This is a genomic window from Micromonospora sp. NBRC 107095 (genome assembly GCF_030269705.1).
GTDB lineage: Bacteria > Actinomycetota > Actinomycetes > Mycobacteriales > Micromonosporaceae > Micromonospora > Micromonospora parva.
In genome coordinates, this window is record NZ_BSTU01000006.1 from 519523 (window position 1) to 533391 (window position 13869).

Consider the following 13869-nt stretch of genomic DNA (forward strand, 5'->3'; position numbering starts at 1 on the left):
ACATCCCCAGAACCGGCAGAACCTGCACCCTCCCCGGGGCGGTTCAGACCAGGGCGGCCAGCCGGGCGTGGAGGGCGTCCGCCGCGGCCCGCTCGCTGCGCTGCTCGGTCGCGTACGCCAGGCGGACCGCCTCCTGCGCAGAGGACAGCGCCTCCGCGGGACGTCCGCAGGCGGCCAACGCCTCGGCCAGCACACTCGCCGCGATCACCTGGCTGCGCACGTCCTCGGCGGGTGCGCCGACCGCGCGGCGGGCCCAGTCCAACGCCTGTTCCCGCTGACCGTGCGCGAGCAGCGCCGCAGCGTACTGGGCCATCGTCTGGCGGCGGGAGAAGAGCAGCGAAGGTGCGTTGGCGGCGGCCGTGGCCACCGGAGCGAGCAGTCCCACCGCGGTCGCCGAGTCACCGGCGGCGAGCCGGGCCGTCGCCAGCAGCACCCGGGGCGCCACCTGCGCCGGGGCCTGCGGGTTGTGCGGCTCCACGGCGGTCAGCACCGCCCGGGCCACCTGCTCGGCCGTCTCGCAGTCGCCCATGTCCAACGCGACGAACCCACGCAGTGTCCCGGCCATCCCGGTGAGCAGCGGGTGCGAGGTGCGCTCCGCGTACGCCAGGGCGTCGGTGAGCAGGTCGGCCGCGTGCTCCGGCTCGCCCAACCCGCGCGCCACGACCGCCCGCACTACCAGGGCGAAACCCCGGCCCCAGTCGTCGGAGGCGGCAGCGAACTCCCGGTACGCCCGCCGGGCCTCCCGGTCCGCCTCGGCCAGGTCGCCCAGCTCGGCGGTGGCGAACGCCGCCACCGCGCGCAGCGTCCCCACCGCCCACGCCTCGCCGACCCGCTCACCGAACGGCAGGAACACCTGCGCCATCCGACACGCCTCGCGCAGTCGACCGGCGAGCAGCCGGGCGAACGCCGTGGTGCCGCGCAACCAGGCCCGCCCGTACGGATCCTTCAGCTCGGCGAAGAGCCGGGCCGCCCGGCCGAGCACCGCGTCGGTGCCGGCGAAGTCACCCCGGGTGGTGGTCACCCAGGCCAGGTTCTGCAGGGACCACGCCTGCCCGCGCCGGTCCTGGACACCCAGGCTCACCTGGTACGCGGCCGCCAACCGGCTGCTCGCCTGACTCAACCGCCCGGCCACGAAGTCGGCCATGCCGAGCCGGCGCATGGCCGTGGCGCGCTGGGTGGGCAGCTGCCCCTCCGTGGCCACCTGCAACGCCTCCTGCCAGGCGGTCACCGCCCGGCCCTGGTCCCCGAGGGTCTCCTGAGCCTGCCCCGCCAGCAGCAGGGCGCTGACCCGGGTGGCCTCGTCCCGCGCGTTCGCGGCGATCTTCTCGGCGTACGCCAACGCGTCGGAGACCCGGCCGACCTGGAGCAACGCCCGGGCGTGCACCACCTGGTCGGCGGCCGGCACCCCGTCGCGGGCCAGTTCGGTGGCGCGCTCGGCGTACTCGACGGCCATTGCCGGCTCACCGGCGGACAGCGACCGGCGGGCGGCCCGGCCGAGCGCGGCGACGCCGAGCGGAACCACCGCCCGGGCCGGCGCGTCCGGACGCAGCTTCACCGCGTCGGCGAGCCTGGCGGCCCGCTCGACGTGCATCGCCACGAAGTCGTCCCGGGCCTCGTCGGTGAACCCGCCCACCGTGCTCGGCGTGGCCTCGTCCACCGGTGCCGCCCAGCGGGCCAGCGCGGCGTGCCGCTCGGCCAACTCGGCCTTGCTCACCCCGGCGTACGCGGCCTCCCGCATGAGCGGCGTCGCGAACGAGTAGCCGGCACGCGAGCGGTGCAGCATCCGGCGTTGCAGCAACTCCTCGATGGCCCGGTCGAGTTCGACGGCGACCACAGCCGACGGACGGCCATCTCGCCCGGCCCGCTGCTCGCGCATCGCCTCCAGCGCGCCGGTCGGCACCGTGTCACCGGTGACCGCCGCGTCGCGCAGCACCGACCGGGCGTCCGGCGGCAGCGCGTCGATCCGGGCCGCCAGCACGGCGGCGAGGTCACGGGAGAGTAGCCGGCTGCCCAGCGAACCCGGCACCAACCGCCAACTGGCCGACCCGCTCGGCTCCCGATCGCCGGAACCGGACCGCTCCCCGGCGACACCGCGGACGGACGCGGCACCGGCACCGCGCACCGATTCGGTGGTGAGCGCACCCCGCTCGATCAGCAGGGTGACCAGTTCGGCCAGGTAGAACGGGTTGCCCTGGGCGGTGGCGAGCAACCGGTCGGCGTCGGCCTGGGGCAGCTTGCCGCCGCCGAGGTAGCTCGTGAGCAGCCGGGCCGCGTCGGCGCCGCGCAGCGGCGGCAACGAGTGCACCTCGGCGTCCGCGACCCGGGTCAGCGCTCCAGCGGTACGCACCAGCTCCGGGCGGCCGAGCAGCAACACCAGCACCGGGCCGGTGAGCCTGGACAGGGTCAACCCGAGGGCGCTGATCGTCTCTGCGGTGGCATCGTGCAGGTCGTCCACCACGATCACCAGCGGGGCCTCCGAGGCGAGTCCGCTGAGCAGGTCGGCGACTGCGTTCGGCACCACGTCGGCATCCGCGGCCGGGGTGCCCGACCCGCCCCACTCGCCGCTGTCGGTGCCGCCGTGCGCCGGGAGTTCGGCATAGCCGAGCAGGGCGAGCAACTGCTCAGTGGCGATCGGCGCGGTCTCCGCACCGGATCGGCCGAGCCGCTGCCCGAGCCGACGCAGCCGCTCCTCCACCGCCGGGCGGGTCAGTGCCGTTGACGCGTCGCTGGGCAGGCCGACAGCGGCCCGCACCAGGTCGGCGAGGGGCGCGAGCCGGCGCCGCTCGCCGAACGCGGCACAGCGCACCGAGAGCACCCGGGCGCCGGTGTGCGCCGCGTACCGGCCGGGACCGACGTCGTACCCGGCGGCGAGGCGCTCCACCTCGGCGGCGAACCGGGACTTGCCGATACCCGCCTCGGCGGTCATCAGCAGCACCCGTGGGTCACCCTGGTCGATCACCTCGGCCAGCCGGCCGGCGACCCGACCGATCTCCGTCTCCCGGCCGACGTACGGCGCCTCGTCGCCGAGCCCCGAGCGGGTGCCCGGCGCGTCCAGCAGACCCAGCAGTTCGTACGCCTCGACCGGTTCACGCTTGCCCTTGAGCCGCAGCGGGCGCAACGCCCGCCAGGAGGAGACGTGCCTGGTCGCCGCGGCGGTCCGCCCACCGGCGTAGACGGCTCCGACCGCGGCGGCGTCGGCGAGCCGGGCCGCGGTGTTCACCGTGTCCCCGATGACCGTGTACTCGATGGCAGCCTGGATGCCCGCGATGACGTCGCCGGTGTTCAGACCGACCCGCAGCCCGAGCGGCGCGCCGCCGCCCCGCTCGTCGTCGAGCACCCTGCGGACGGCCCGCTGCATGGACAGGGCGGCCCGCACGGCGCGTTCGGCGTCGTCCTCGTGCGCCACCGGGGCGCCGAAGACCGCCATGATGCCGTCACCGGTCAGCTTGTCGACGTGCCCGCCGAAGGTCTTCACCGCACCCGCGAGGGCGGCGAGCACCCGGTCGGTGACCGCGCCGACGCGTTCCGGGTCGAGGTCCTCCGACCAGGAGGTGAACTCGGAAAGGTCGCCGAAGAGCACGGTGACCACCCGACGCTCGGCCGCCGGCAACGTGGCGGCGGCCGGCAGCGCGGCACCACAGTTGTGGCAGAACCGCGCACCGGGAACGGCAACGGTTCCACACACGGGGCAGGTCACATGTGCTCCAACCCACTGACCCCGGGCGGGGATTCCCCGGTGTCGACGCCCAGATACTCCAGCTGGGCACGGACCGACCATTCGGCCGCCCACCAGAGCGAGCGGTCCACGTCCGCGTAGACCGTCGCCACCACGTCGGCGGGAGTGTGGGCACCGGCGGCGACCGCCGCCCGGACCTGGTCGAGCCGGGCCCGACGGTGGGCGAGGTAGAAATCGGCGGCGGCGGCGCAGTCGGCCAGCGCCGGGCCGTGTCCGGGCAACGCCGGAATCCCCCGGTACGCCGACAGCAGCTCCAGGCTGGTCAGGTAGTCACCGAGGTGCCCGTCCGGGTGGGCGACCACGGTGGTGCCCCGGCCGAGGATGGTGTCGCCGGTGAGCACCACCCGCTCGTCGTCGTGCTCGACCAGAAAGCAGACCGAGTCGGCGGTGTGCCCAGGGGTGTTCAGCAGGCGGATCTCCAGGCCGAAGCCGCCGAGCTGCTCGCCGGGCTCGGTCAGCGGCGTGCCGCCGATGGTGTGCGCCGGGTCGACGGCGAGGACGTGCACCCCGCCGAGCAGCGCGCTGAGCCGTGCCGCGCCTTCGGTGTGGTCCGGGTGCCCGTGGGTGATCAGGATCAGCCCGATTGGGCCGTGCGCGGCGATCCGGTTCAGGTGCCCCTCGTCCGCCGGCCCTGGGTCGACCACGATGGCGTGCTCCGCCGTCGGGGCGCGCAGCACCCAGGTGTTGGTGCCGTCGAGGGTCATCGGCCCCGGGTTGGGGGCACGCAGCAGCGAAACCCAGCGGGGCAACTCGTCGGCAAGCGCCGCCACCGCCCCCGTCACGTGCCCGCTCATGGCTGCGATCGTACGACCCCGCCCGCCACACCCCACGATCTTGCACTGGCGGCCCCTGATTCATCCCTGTTCAGGGCTTTCATCCGAGCAGAGAGTGCAAGATCGCGGGGCGATGGGGACGCGTCAGGCGACCTCGACGATCAGTTCGATCTCCACCGGGGCGTCGAGGGGCAGCTCGGCCACACCCACCGCACTACGCGCGTGGCGGCCGGCCTCCCCGAAGACGGTGCCGAGGAGGTCGGAGGCACCGTTGACCACGGCGGGCTGACCGGTGAAGCCGGGCGCGGAGGCCACGAACCCGGTCACCTTCACCACCTTGACCACGTTCTCCAGGCCGACCAGCGAGTCGACAGCGGCCAGCGCGTTGAGCGCGCACCGCTGGGCCAGATCCTTCGCCTGCTCGGCGGAGATCCCGGCGCCGACCTTGCCGGTCCCGAGCAGCTTGCCCTCGGCCATCGGCAACTGGCCGGAAACGTACACGTGCTGCCCGGACTGCACGGCCGGGACGTAGCTGGCCACCGGCGGCACGACCTCGGGCAGTTCGAGGCCGAGCTCGGCGAGCTTCGCGTGCGGACCGTTGCTCACTGGGCTACCTCGCTGTTCGCGACTGCGGGGCTCCGCTGCGCTGCACTCCTCGCGCTCACTGGGCTACCCCTTCGTTCGCGACTGCGGGGCTCCGCTGCGCTGCACTCCTCGCGCTCACGCCTTAGGCCGCTTCATGTAGGCGACCAGCTGGTCCGGGTTCGGGCCGGGGATCACGGCGACGAGCTCCCACCCGTCCTCGCCCCAGTTGTCGAGGATCTGCTTGGTCGCGTGGACCAGCAGCGGGACCGTGGAGTATTCCCACTTCTGCATCGCTGAAGGGCTCCCTCTCGGTGCGGAATTGTTCGAGGGACAGCCTACGGTCCGCTGGCGGGACGAGGTACGGGACGCTGCTCCGACGTGGTCGGCAGTTCCCCGCAGCGCCCTTCGTGCTCGTACCCCTGGGGGCAGCGGGACCGGTCGGGCAACAGCAGGTCGCAGAAGACCCGGTGCCGGTTGTTCTGGTCGTCGGCATTGGACACGGTGGTCTCGCCGGCGTCCAGCTCGGGCAGGAACCCCAGGGACACCGCGACCCGGCCGGCCAGCACCGTCGCCGCCGCCAGGTTCGGCACCCGGATCGGCAGGTGGATGACGAAGCCCGGCTCGTCGTCGTCGCGGACCCGCTCGACGGGCTGGCTCGGCACCCGGGCCGTCTCCGCCTGCTCCGGCGTCCGGCGGTACGACCGTTCGTTGATCGGCTGGTTGGTGACCTGCCCGCCGGCCTCGACCACGGTCCCCGGCCGGCGCGGCCGGTCGTTCGTCGGGAAGTGGGTACGAGGAACGTTGTCCGCGTCGCGCATGCACTGCCTCCGGTCGTACCTCTCGGACCATGCTTCCGGCCCGGACCCATTCGTCCGTTCCGCCCCCGCACCGGGACGAAGGTAGGTCTGTGGCCCCAGTCCCGCCAACAGGACGCGCACAAGAGGTCACCAACAGTCACATATGCGACACACCGCAGGTCGGGGGCCCGACACCGGAACCGACGCGGGTACCGCTCACCGGATCGCTGGACCTCCCGGGCAGGCAGGGGCGACACCGAGGGGGTCATCGACCGCTACCCTTCCGGTCGGACGGTCGCGCAGCGCCCGGACGCCCGCTCGATCACGCTCGGCGCCAGGGGTGGCGGCGGGCGCCGCACCCCTGGGGGAAAGACATGACCCACCCGCCCAGCGGCGACCAGGCCGGCCCACCCGTCCACCCGCCGGCGCAACCGGATCCCGCCAGTCAGTCCGGCGCGCCGGGTGTCCCCAGCCAGTCCACCCCCACCCCGCCGGCGGGGCAGCCCCCTCTCCCCGCGCCCCCTGCCCGGGCGGCGCTGCCCGCCGCACCCACCTCGGCCGCCGCGCCGACGTCGGGCACCCCGAACCCCTCGTCGTTCCCCCCGGCCCCGCCGGCCTACCCGCCCTACCAGGGCACGGCCGAGCCGAAGAAGAAGCGCGGCCTGCTGATCGCGGCCATCGCACTCGTTGTGATCATGGTGCTGTGCGTGGGCGGCGGCGTGGTGGCCTTCCTGACCCTGCGCAATGCCGAGACCGGCGAGGGCGCCAAGGAGCCGGCGGTCGCCGTCGACGAGTTCCTCACCGCGATCTACAAGGACCGCGACGCGACGAAGGCCGCCAGTCACGTCTGCGCCGCGGCCCGCGACGATGACAAGATCGCCGCGAAGGTCGCCGAGGTGGACAAGTACGCCTCCGCCTACCAGAACCCGCGATTCCGGTGGACCACCCCGAAGGTGGACAACCAGACCGGGGAACGGGCCACCGTCTCCACCCGGCTCACCATGACCACCGCCGACGAGAAGGTGGCCGACCAGGAGCTGCGCTTCACTGTGGTGCAGAAGACGGGTTGGTGGGTCTGCGAGGTCGCGTGACCCCGATGCCTGGATAGGCTCGACGGGTGTGTGCAGCTGAGCGCCCGATCGACCCGGCCGGTGCCGGATGGCCTGCCCGTCTCCACGTGGTGACCGGCAAGGGCGGCACCGGTAAGACCAGCGTGGCGGCGGCCCTGGCCCTCGCGCTCGCCGCCGGTGGTCGGCGCACCCTGCTCGTCGAGGTCGAGGGACGGCAGGGCATCGCGCAACTGTTCGGCATCGACCCGCTGCCCTACGAGGAGCGGCACCTCGCCGACGCGCCGGACGGCGGTGAGGTGCGGGCGCTCGCGGTGGACGCCGAGGAGGCGCTGCTCGAGTACCTGGACATGTTCTACAAGCTGGGCGCGGCCGGCCGGGCACTGCGCAAGCTCGGTGCCATCGACTTCGCTACCACCATCGCGCCCGGCCTGCGCGACGTCCTGCTCACCGGCAAGGTGAAGGAAGCCACCACCCGCACCAACGGGCAGCGGCGCGCGTACGACGCGGTGGTGCTGGACGCCCCGCCGACCGGGCGGATCGGCCGGTTCCTCAACGTGACGGCGGAGACCGCCCGGCTGGCCAAGGTGGGCCCGATCAAGACCCAGAGCGAGGGGGTGGCCGCGTTGCTGCGCTCCCCGATGACCGCTGTGCACGTGGTCACGCTGTTGGAGGAGATGCCGATCCAGGAGACCGTCGACGCGGTCGCCGACCTGACCGCGCTCGGCTTCGGCGTCGGGAAGGTGCTCGTGAACGGCGTCCGACCCCCGCTGCCCGCCGGGCAGGCGGTCACCGCCGCGGAGTTGAGGCGCGGGCTGGTCGCCGCCGGGCTGCCGGCCGATCGGGACATCGTGGCCGGGCTGCACGACGAGGCACGTGACCAGGTCATCCGGCGCGAACTGGAGGATTCGCTCCGCGCCGACCTGGTGGAGTTGGGGCTGCCGATGATCGAGCTGCCGTTGCTGCCCGACGGGGTGGACCGGGCGGGGCTGGCGACGCTGGCCCAGGCGCTCGTCCGCGCCGAATGACTCACACCTGAGCGCAGCACGGGCGCGCGGACCCACCGGCCCGATACGCTCGATTGGTGCCTTCCGAAGACGCGGCGCCGCAGCTGGACGTCGACCAGATCCTCGCCGATCCGGGCGTGCGGATCGTCGTGTGCTGCGGTGCCGGCGGAGTGGGAAAGACGACCACGGCCGCGGCGCTGGCGCTGCGGGCCGCCGAACACCACGGCCGGCGCACTGTGGTGCTCACCATCGACCCGGCCCGCCGGCTGGCCCAGTCGCTGGGCCTGACCGAGCTGGACAACACCCCTCGCCAGGTCAAGGGGATCGACGTCGAGGGCAGCGGCGGCGAGTTGCACGCCATGATGCTGGACATGAAGCGCACCTTCGACGACGTGGTGTTGCAGCACACCGACCCGGCGAAGGCCGCGGAGATCTTCGCGAACCCGTTCTACCAGGCGATGAGCTCGACCTTCGCCGGCACCCAGGAATACATGGCGATGGAGAAGCTGGGTCAGCTGCACGCCCGGGGCGAATGGGACCTGATCGTGGTGGACACGCCACCGTCCCGCTCGGCTCTTGACTTCCTGGACGCGCCGGCTCGACTCTCCCGTTTCCTCGACGGCCGGATGCTGCGACTGCTGCTGGCCCCGGCGCGCAGCGGCGGTCGGAGCATGTTCAGCCTGGTCACCGCCTCGTTCGGGATGTTCTCGAAGGTGGTGCAGAAGGTGCTCGGGGCTCAGCTGCTCACCGACCTGTCCGGCTTCGTGGCGGCGCTGGATTCGATGTTCGGCGGTTTCCGGCAACGCGCCGAGCAGACGTACCGCATCCTGCAGGCGCGGGAGACGGCCTTTCTCCTGGTCGCGACCCCGGAGCCGGACGCGGTCCGAGAGGCCGCCTACTTCGCGGGCCGGCTGCGCGAGGAGCAGATGCCACTGGCCGGCCTGGTGCTCAACCGGGTGCACCGCCCGGCGGTCCCGGAGCTGGACGCCGAGCAGAGCCGGGTCGCCGCCGAGCGGCTGACCGAGCTGGGTGGGCACGAGGCCACCGCCGACGTGCTGCGGGCGCACGCGGCGCTGGCGCGCCAGGCGGTACGCGAGCAGCAGGTCGCTGCACGCTTCACCGAGGCGTTCCCGGCCGTGCCGGCGGTTTCGGTTACGGCGCAGCCCGCCGACGTGCACGACGTCGACGGGCTACGGACGATCGGCGCGGCGATCAGCCGGCCGTGACCGGCGTCAGTTGGCCGCGCTGACGAGAATCTTGTCCTTGCCGGCCTTGTCCTTGCTGTTCTTCTTCATCGCGGCCTCGAACATCTTGCGCCAGCTCGTCACCTGCGGGTGACGACGCAGCAGCGCCCGCCGTTCGCGTTCGGTCATGCCGCCCCACACACCGAACTCGATCCGGTTGTCCAACGCGTCGGCCAGGCACTCGTACCGAACTGGGCAGCTCCGGCAGATCCGCTTCGCCACGTTCTGTTCGGCGCCCTGTACGAACAACGCGTCCGGGTCCCCGTTCTGACATGCCGCCAGCGACGGCCAGTCAGTGATCATGCCCATGTGTACACGTCCCCCCTTGCAGTACCTACCGACCTCGTCGATGCACGTCAGCCGGCAATTCCCCCCGATCGCCCGGCCCGCCTTCCCCAAGGCGGCGCGGACGACATGTGGCGCTGTCGCCGCCCCCATCATGCTCTGTAGTCGACCGATTACGCAACGTTGTCGACGAAATCCATCATTCCGGACACTCCCGGCTTCCCGGGCCTTCGACCGCCGGTTACCCCGCCGAGGTCAGCGATAACGCTGCGCCGCCTCACTGAATCGGAGGAGACTCACGCCAGGTCACACGCAACCAAGCACCGGGGGTCGTGCGTTTAGCACAACGAGGGCAGCGCGCGCAGGAAATGGGGAAAGAACGCCCCAGCGCCCCTCGTTCCCTACTCGCGTACCCTGTCGAGGTGACCTGGATGCGGAAACGTGACCACAATGTGCTGACCAACGCCGCATCGCTACTCGTGTGTGGCCTGCTGGCCGGCGTGGTGGTCGCCGCGGCGGCCTTCCCCGCGGTAGCGATGTCCGGCCTGGCCGCGAAGGCCGGCGCCGAGACATTCGGTGCCCTGCCCACGGAGTTGACGGTGGCCCGCGCGCCACAGATCAGCTACCTGATGGCCTCGGACGGCAAGACCCCGCTCGCGACGATGTACGACGAGAACCGGCGCGACGTGAAGCTCCAAGACATCTCGCCGGCAATGCAGAAGGCCATCATCGCGGCCGAGGACCACGACTTCTACAAGCACAACGGCGTCGACATCAACGGTGTCGCCCGCGCGTTCGTGAACAACCAGAGCGAGGGCGCCGGTCGGCAGGGCGCCTCGACGCTGACCATGCAGTACGTCCGACTGGCCATCGCCTACTCGGCCACCCACCCGGCGGACGTCGTCGCGGCGACCGAGGACACCAGCGCCCGGAAGCTCCGCGAGATGCGGCTGGCCCTCCAGGTCGACAAGGAATTCTCCAAGGACGAGATCCTCACCCGCTACCTCAACCTCGCCTCGTTCGGCAACGGCGCGTACGGCATCTACGCCGCCAGCCAGGTCTACTTCGGCAAGCCGCCGAGCAAGCTGAAGATCGAGGAAGCGGCTCTGCTGGCCGGCATGGTCAAGGCGCCGACGACGAACGACCCGACCACCGAGGCCGGCTACCCGCTCGCACTGGAGCGGCGTAACTACGTCATCCAGAACATGGTCGACATCAAGGCCATCACCCAGCAGGAGGCGGACGCCGCCAAGGCCGTCGAGCTGAAGGTGAAGGACAAGCGCACCCCGAACGGGTGCGTCGCCGCCAACGTCAACGAGTGGGGCTTCTTCTGCGACTACTTCTACCGCTGGTGGATGGATCAGGAGACGTTCGGCTCGACCACGTACGACCGGGAACGTCGGCTCAAGAGCGGCGGCTACACCGTCGTGACCTCGCTCGACGTCCAGGCGCAGCGCGGTGCGGACAAGGCCGTCCGTAAGGCCAAGAGCGTGAACAGCAAGGAAGCGGCAATGGTCGCGGTGGTCGAGCCGGGCACCGGCCGGGTGCGGGCCCTCGCGGTCAACCGGCAGTTCAAGCTCGACGACCCGAAGAACCCGAAGAACAAGCTCTCCAGCGACCCGGCCAAGAGCAAGAAGGGCATCCGGGGCAACTACCCGGCGACAGTGAACCCGCTACTCACCGGCGGCAACGGCATCACCGGTTACCAGGCCGGCTCGACCTTCAAGATCTTCAGCATCCTCGCCGCGCTGGAGAAGGGCATCCCGCTCAGCTACACGATCAACGCGCCCCAGCAGTTCAAGTCGGAATACATCATCGACAGCAGCAGCCCGGCCGCCTGCAAGGGCACCCACTTCTACTGCCCGACCAACTCCGGCCTGAAGGCCGGCGGCGTGCAGAACATGTGGAGCGCCTTCAGCGCGTCGATCAACACCTACTTCGTCCCACTGCAACAGCAGGTCGGTGCGGAGAACGTGGTCGACGCCGCCCGGCGGGCCGGCATCCAGTTCCGGGCCAGCAACGACGCCAAGTTCGCCGCGACCAAGGACGCCGCCCACCAGTGGGGCGCGTTCACCCTCGGTGTCTCCTCCACCACGCCCCTCGACCTGGCCAACGCGTACGCCACCCTCGCGGCGGACGGGAAGTACTGCGAGCCGATCCCGGTGCAGGAAATCCGCGACCCGGAGGGCAACAAGCTGGACATCGCCAACCCTCGCTGCGAGAAGCGGTTCAGCACCGAGGTGGCCCGGGCCGCCGTGGACGCCGCCCGCTGCCCGGTCGGCGACAACTCCAGCACCAGCAAGTGCGGGGGCAGCCGTACGGCCGCCGTCGTGAAGGGCATCGTGGACGCGCCGGTGGCCGGTAAGTCCGGCACCACCGACTCGGAGAAGACGGCCGCCCTGGTCGCCATGACCAAGCAGTACTCGGTGGCCGGCATCATGGCCGACCCGGACTGGCCGCAGACGAACGTCAAGATGAAGCACAAGGAGAAGGACGGCATCAACCCACCGGTCTACGAGACCCTGCGCGATGCCATGAAGGGCAAACCGCGGATCAAGTTCGAAGAGCCGGGCCAGAAGATCTCCGAGGGTGACCAGCGCAGCATCCCCGACGTGAAGTGCGTGTCGGTGGAGCAGGCGAAGTCCCGGCTCAAGGGCGCCGGCTTCGAGCCGGTCGTCTCCAGCGCCAAGGTGCCGTCCTCCTGCAAGGCGGGCGACGCGGCCGGCACCAGCCCGGACCGACGCACGATCAAGGGTGGTGTGGTCACCATCCAGGTCAGCAGCGGCGGCGGCACGCCGGGCAACACCGACGGCACGCCGGGCAACCCGCCCGGCAACCAGCCAGGTAGACCCGGCAACGGCCGCCCCAACGGCTGAGCCGACGGGTAGGACACGACGGGCGGGCACCCTCCTCGGGTGCCCGCCCGTTTCGTCTGCCCGGACCAGCTGGCGGCTACGACCGTCGTGCCGGGGCCACCGACCCCGGTGAGTCAGAGACCGAGCTGTCGGCGTACCTCGGCGGCCACCCGGCCACCTTCGGCCTGGCCCGCCACCGCGGCCTGGGCCGCCTTCATCGCCGGGCCCATCTGGGCCTTGCCGGTGAAGCCACCCGCCGCGAGCGCCCCCGAGACCAGCTCGGTCAACTCGGCGTCCGAGAGCTGCTTGGGCAGGTAGCGGTCCAACACCTCACCCTCGGCGCTCTCCTTCGCGGCCTGCTCGGCGCGGCCGGCGTCGGCGAAGGCGGTGGCCGCCTCCCGACGCTTCTTGGCTTCCTTGGTCAACACCGCGAGCACCTCGTCATCGGTGAGCTCGCGCTTGGCCTTGCCAGCGACCTCGGCGGTGCCGACGGCGGCCAGGGCCATCCGCAGCGTGGAGGTGGTCAGCTCGTCGCGCGCCTTGAGCGCGGAACGCATGTCGGCGGTGAGGCGGTCCTTCAGCGTGCTCATGGACGGTCAAACTACCCTGAACGCCATGCGAAAGCGCACACTATTCCGGCTCGCCGCCGGAACCGCCACGATCGGCGCGGCCACCCTGGCGTACGCGTCGCTCATCGAGCGCAACATGTTCACCCTGCGGCGGTACGACGTGCCGGTGCTCCCGACCGACGCGGAGCCGCTGCGTGTGCTGCACCTGTCGGACCTGCACATGATGCCCGACCAGGCGCGCAAGCAGCGCTGGGTGGCGTCGCTGGCCGCCCTCGACCCCGACCTGGTGGTGGTGACCGGCGACAACATGGCGCACCCGGGTGCGGTGCCCGGGGTGCTGCGGGCCCTGCAACCTCTGCTGGACTACCCGGGCGCGTTCGTGTTCGGCTCCAACGACTACACCGGGCCGGTGTTGAAGAACCCCTTCACCTACTTCCTGCCCGATCGGGAGTACACCGAGGGCGTGGAGCTTCCCTACGAGGAGCTGCGTCAGGTCTTCACCGGCGCCGGGTGGGCCGACCTCAACAACGCACGGACCACGCTGAAGGCCGGCGGCCGACAGCTCGACCTGGTCGGCGTCGACGACCCACACATCGACCGGGACGACTACCCGGCCGTGGCCGGCGCGGTGTCCTCCTCGGCGGACCTCTCCATCGCGCTGACCCACTCACCCGAGCCGCGGGTGCTCGACCAGATGGCGGCGGACGGCTTCGGGCTGCTGCTGGCCGGGCACACCCACGGTGGTCAGGTCTGCGTACCGGGCTTCGGGGCCCTGGTGACCAACTGCGGCCTGCCGCGCTCGATGGCGCAGGGGCTGCACCGGTGGCCCGGCTCGGACTCCTGGCTGCACGTCTCCGCCGGCCTCGGCACCCACCCGACCGCCCCGGTCCGCTTCGCCTGCCCCCCGGAGGCGAGCATCCTCACCCTCATCCCCCGCTGACCCCTCTCGCG

At 71.9% G+C, this 13869-nt stretch carries 12 protein-coding genes; 5 read left to right on the plus strand and 7 right to left on the minus strand.

Annotated elements, in window-relative coordinates:
- Positions 1–43 precede the first annotated feature (43 nt).
- The 5 genes from QSK15_RS28165 to QSK15_RS28185 all read right to left on the minus strand — a co-directional run bounded on the left by QSK15_RS28165 (position 44) and on the right by QSK15_RS28185 (position 5912).
- Positions 44–3697 (minus strand): adenylate/guanylate cyclase domain-containing protein, encoded by a 3654-nt coding sequence (locus QSK15_RS28165; protein WP_285797075.1) that lies wholly within the window; start codon positions 3695–3697, stop codon positions 44–46.
- On the minus strand, positions 3694–4530 hold the full coding sequence (locus QSK15_RS28170) for an MBL fold metallo-hydrolase (protein WP_285797076.1): 837 nt from the start codon (positions 4528–4530) through the stop codon (positions 3694–3696). Before QSK15_RS28170 ends, QSK15_RS28165 begins: the two co-directional genes overlap by 4 nt.
- Positions 4531–4653: 123 nt before the next feature.
- Entirely contained in the window at positions 4654–5115 is a 462-nt protein-coding gene (locus QSK15_RS28175) for a RidA family protein (RefSeq protein WP_030328068.1), read from the minus strand.
- Between the two features lie 114 nt (positions 5116–5229).
- Positions 5230–5385 carry a Sp36 family protein gene (sp36, locus tag QSK15_RS28180; protein WP_285797077.1) on the minus strand — a complete coding sequence of 52 codons (156 nt, stop codon included), beginning with the start codon at positions 5383–5385 and terminating at the stop codon, positions 5230–5232.
- Between the two features lie 44 nt (positions 5386–5429).
- The gene (locus QSK15_RS28185) at positions 5430–5912 is read right to left on the minus strand and encodes a hypothetical protein (protein WP_285797078.1); all 483 of its coding nucleotides are present in this window, start codon (positions 5910–5912) and stop codon (positions 5430–5432) included.
- A gap of 353 nt (positions 5913–6265) precedes the next feature.
- On the opposite strand from QSK15_RS28185, the gene QSK15_RS28190 reads away from it, so the two are divergent.
- Genes QSK15_RS28190 through bagB form a run of 3 tightly spaced genes read left to right on the plus strand, consistent with a single transcriptional unit; the run spans position 6266 to position 9191 of the window.
- Complete coding sequence (locus tag QSK15_RS28190) at positions 6266–6982, plus strand: Rv0361 family membrane protein (protein ID WP_285797079.1); 717 nt, start codon at positions 6266–6268, stop codon at positions 6980–6982.
- A 26-nt stretch (positions 6983–7008) separates the two neighbouring features.
- Entirely contained in the window at positions 7009–7986 is a 978-nt protein-coding gene (gene bagA, locus QSK15_RS28195) for an ATPase BagA (RefSeq protein WP_285797080.1), read from the plus strand.
- A 53-nt stretch (positions 7987–8039) separates the two neighbouring features.
- Complete coding sequence (bagB, locus tag QSK15_RS28200) at positions 8040–9191, plus strand: ArsA family ATPase (protein WP_030328076.1); 1152 nt, start codon at positions 8040–8042, stop codon at positions 9189–9191.
- 6 nt (positions 9192–9197) lie between these two features.
- Here the strand turns inward: bagB and QSK15_RS28205 are convergent, their stop codons facing one another.
- A complete protein-coding gene (locus QSK15_RS28205) occupies positions 9198–9518 on the minus strand; it encodes a WhiB family transcriptional regulator (RefSeq protein WP_030328078.1) in 321 nt (106 codons plus the stop codon).
- A gap of 407 nt (positions 9519–9925) precedes the next feature.
- Here QSK15_RS28205 and QSK15_RS28210 point away from each other — a divergent pair, with 407 nt between their 5' ends.
- Positions 9926–12370, plus strand: coding sequence for a transglycosylase domain-containing protein (locus tag QSK15_RS28210; protein WP_285797081.1), 2445 nt, complete (start codon positions 9926–9928; stop codon positions 12368–12370).
- Between the two features lie 113 nt (positions 12371–12483).
- Here QSK15_RS28210 and QSK15_RS28215 read toward each other — a convergent pair whose 3' ends face one another.
- Positions 12484–12939, minus strand: a complete 456-nt coding sequence (locus QSK15_RS28215; protein WP_030328082.1) for a GatB/YqeY domain-containing protein — start codon at positions 12937–12939, stop codon at positions 12484–12486.
- 25 nt (positions 12940–12964) lie between these two features.
- On the opposite strand from QSK15_RS28215, the gene QSK15_RS28220 reads away from it, so the two are divergent.
- A complete protein-coding gene (locus QSK15_RS28220; protein ID WP_285797082.1) occupies positions 12965–13858 on the plus strand; it encodes a metallophosphoesterase in 894 nt (297 codons plus the stop codon).
- Positions 13859–13869 lie beyond the last annotated feature (11 nt).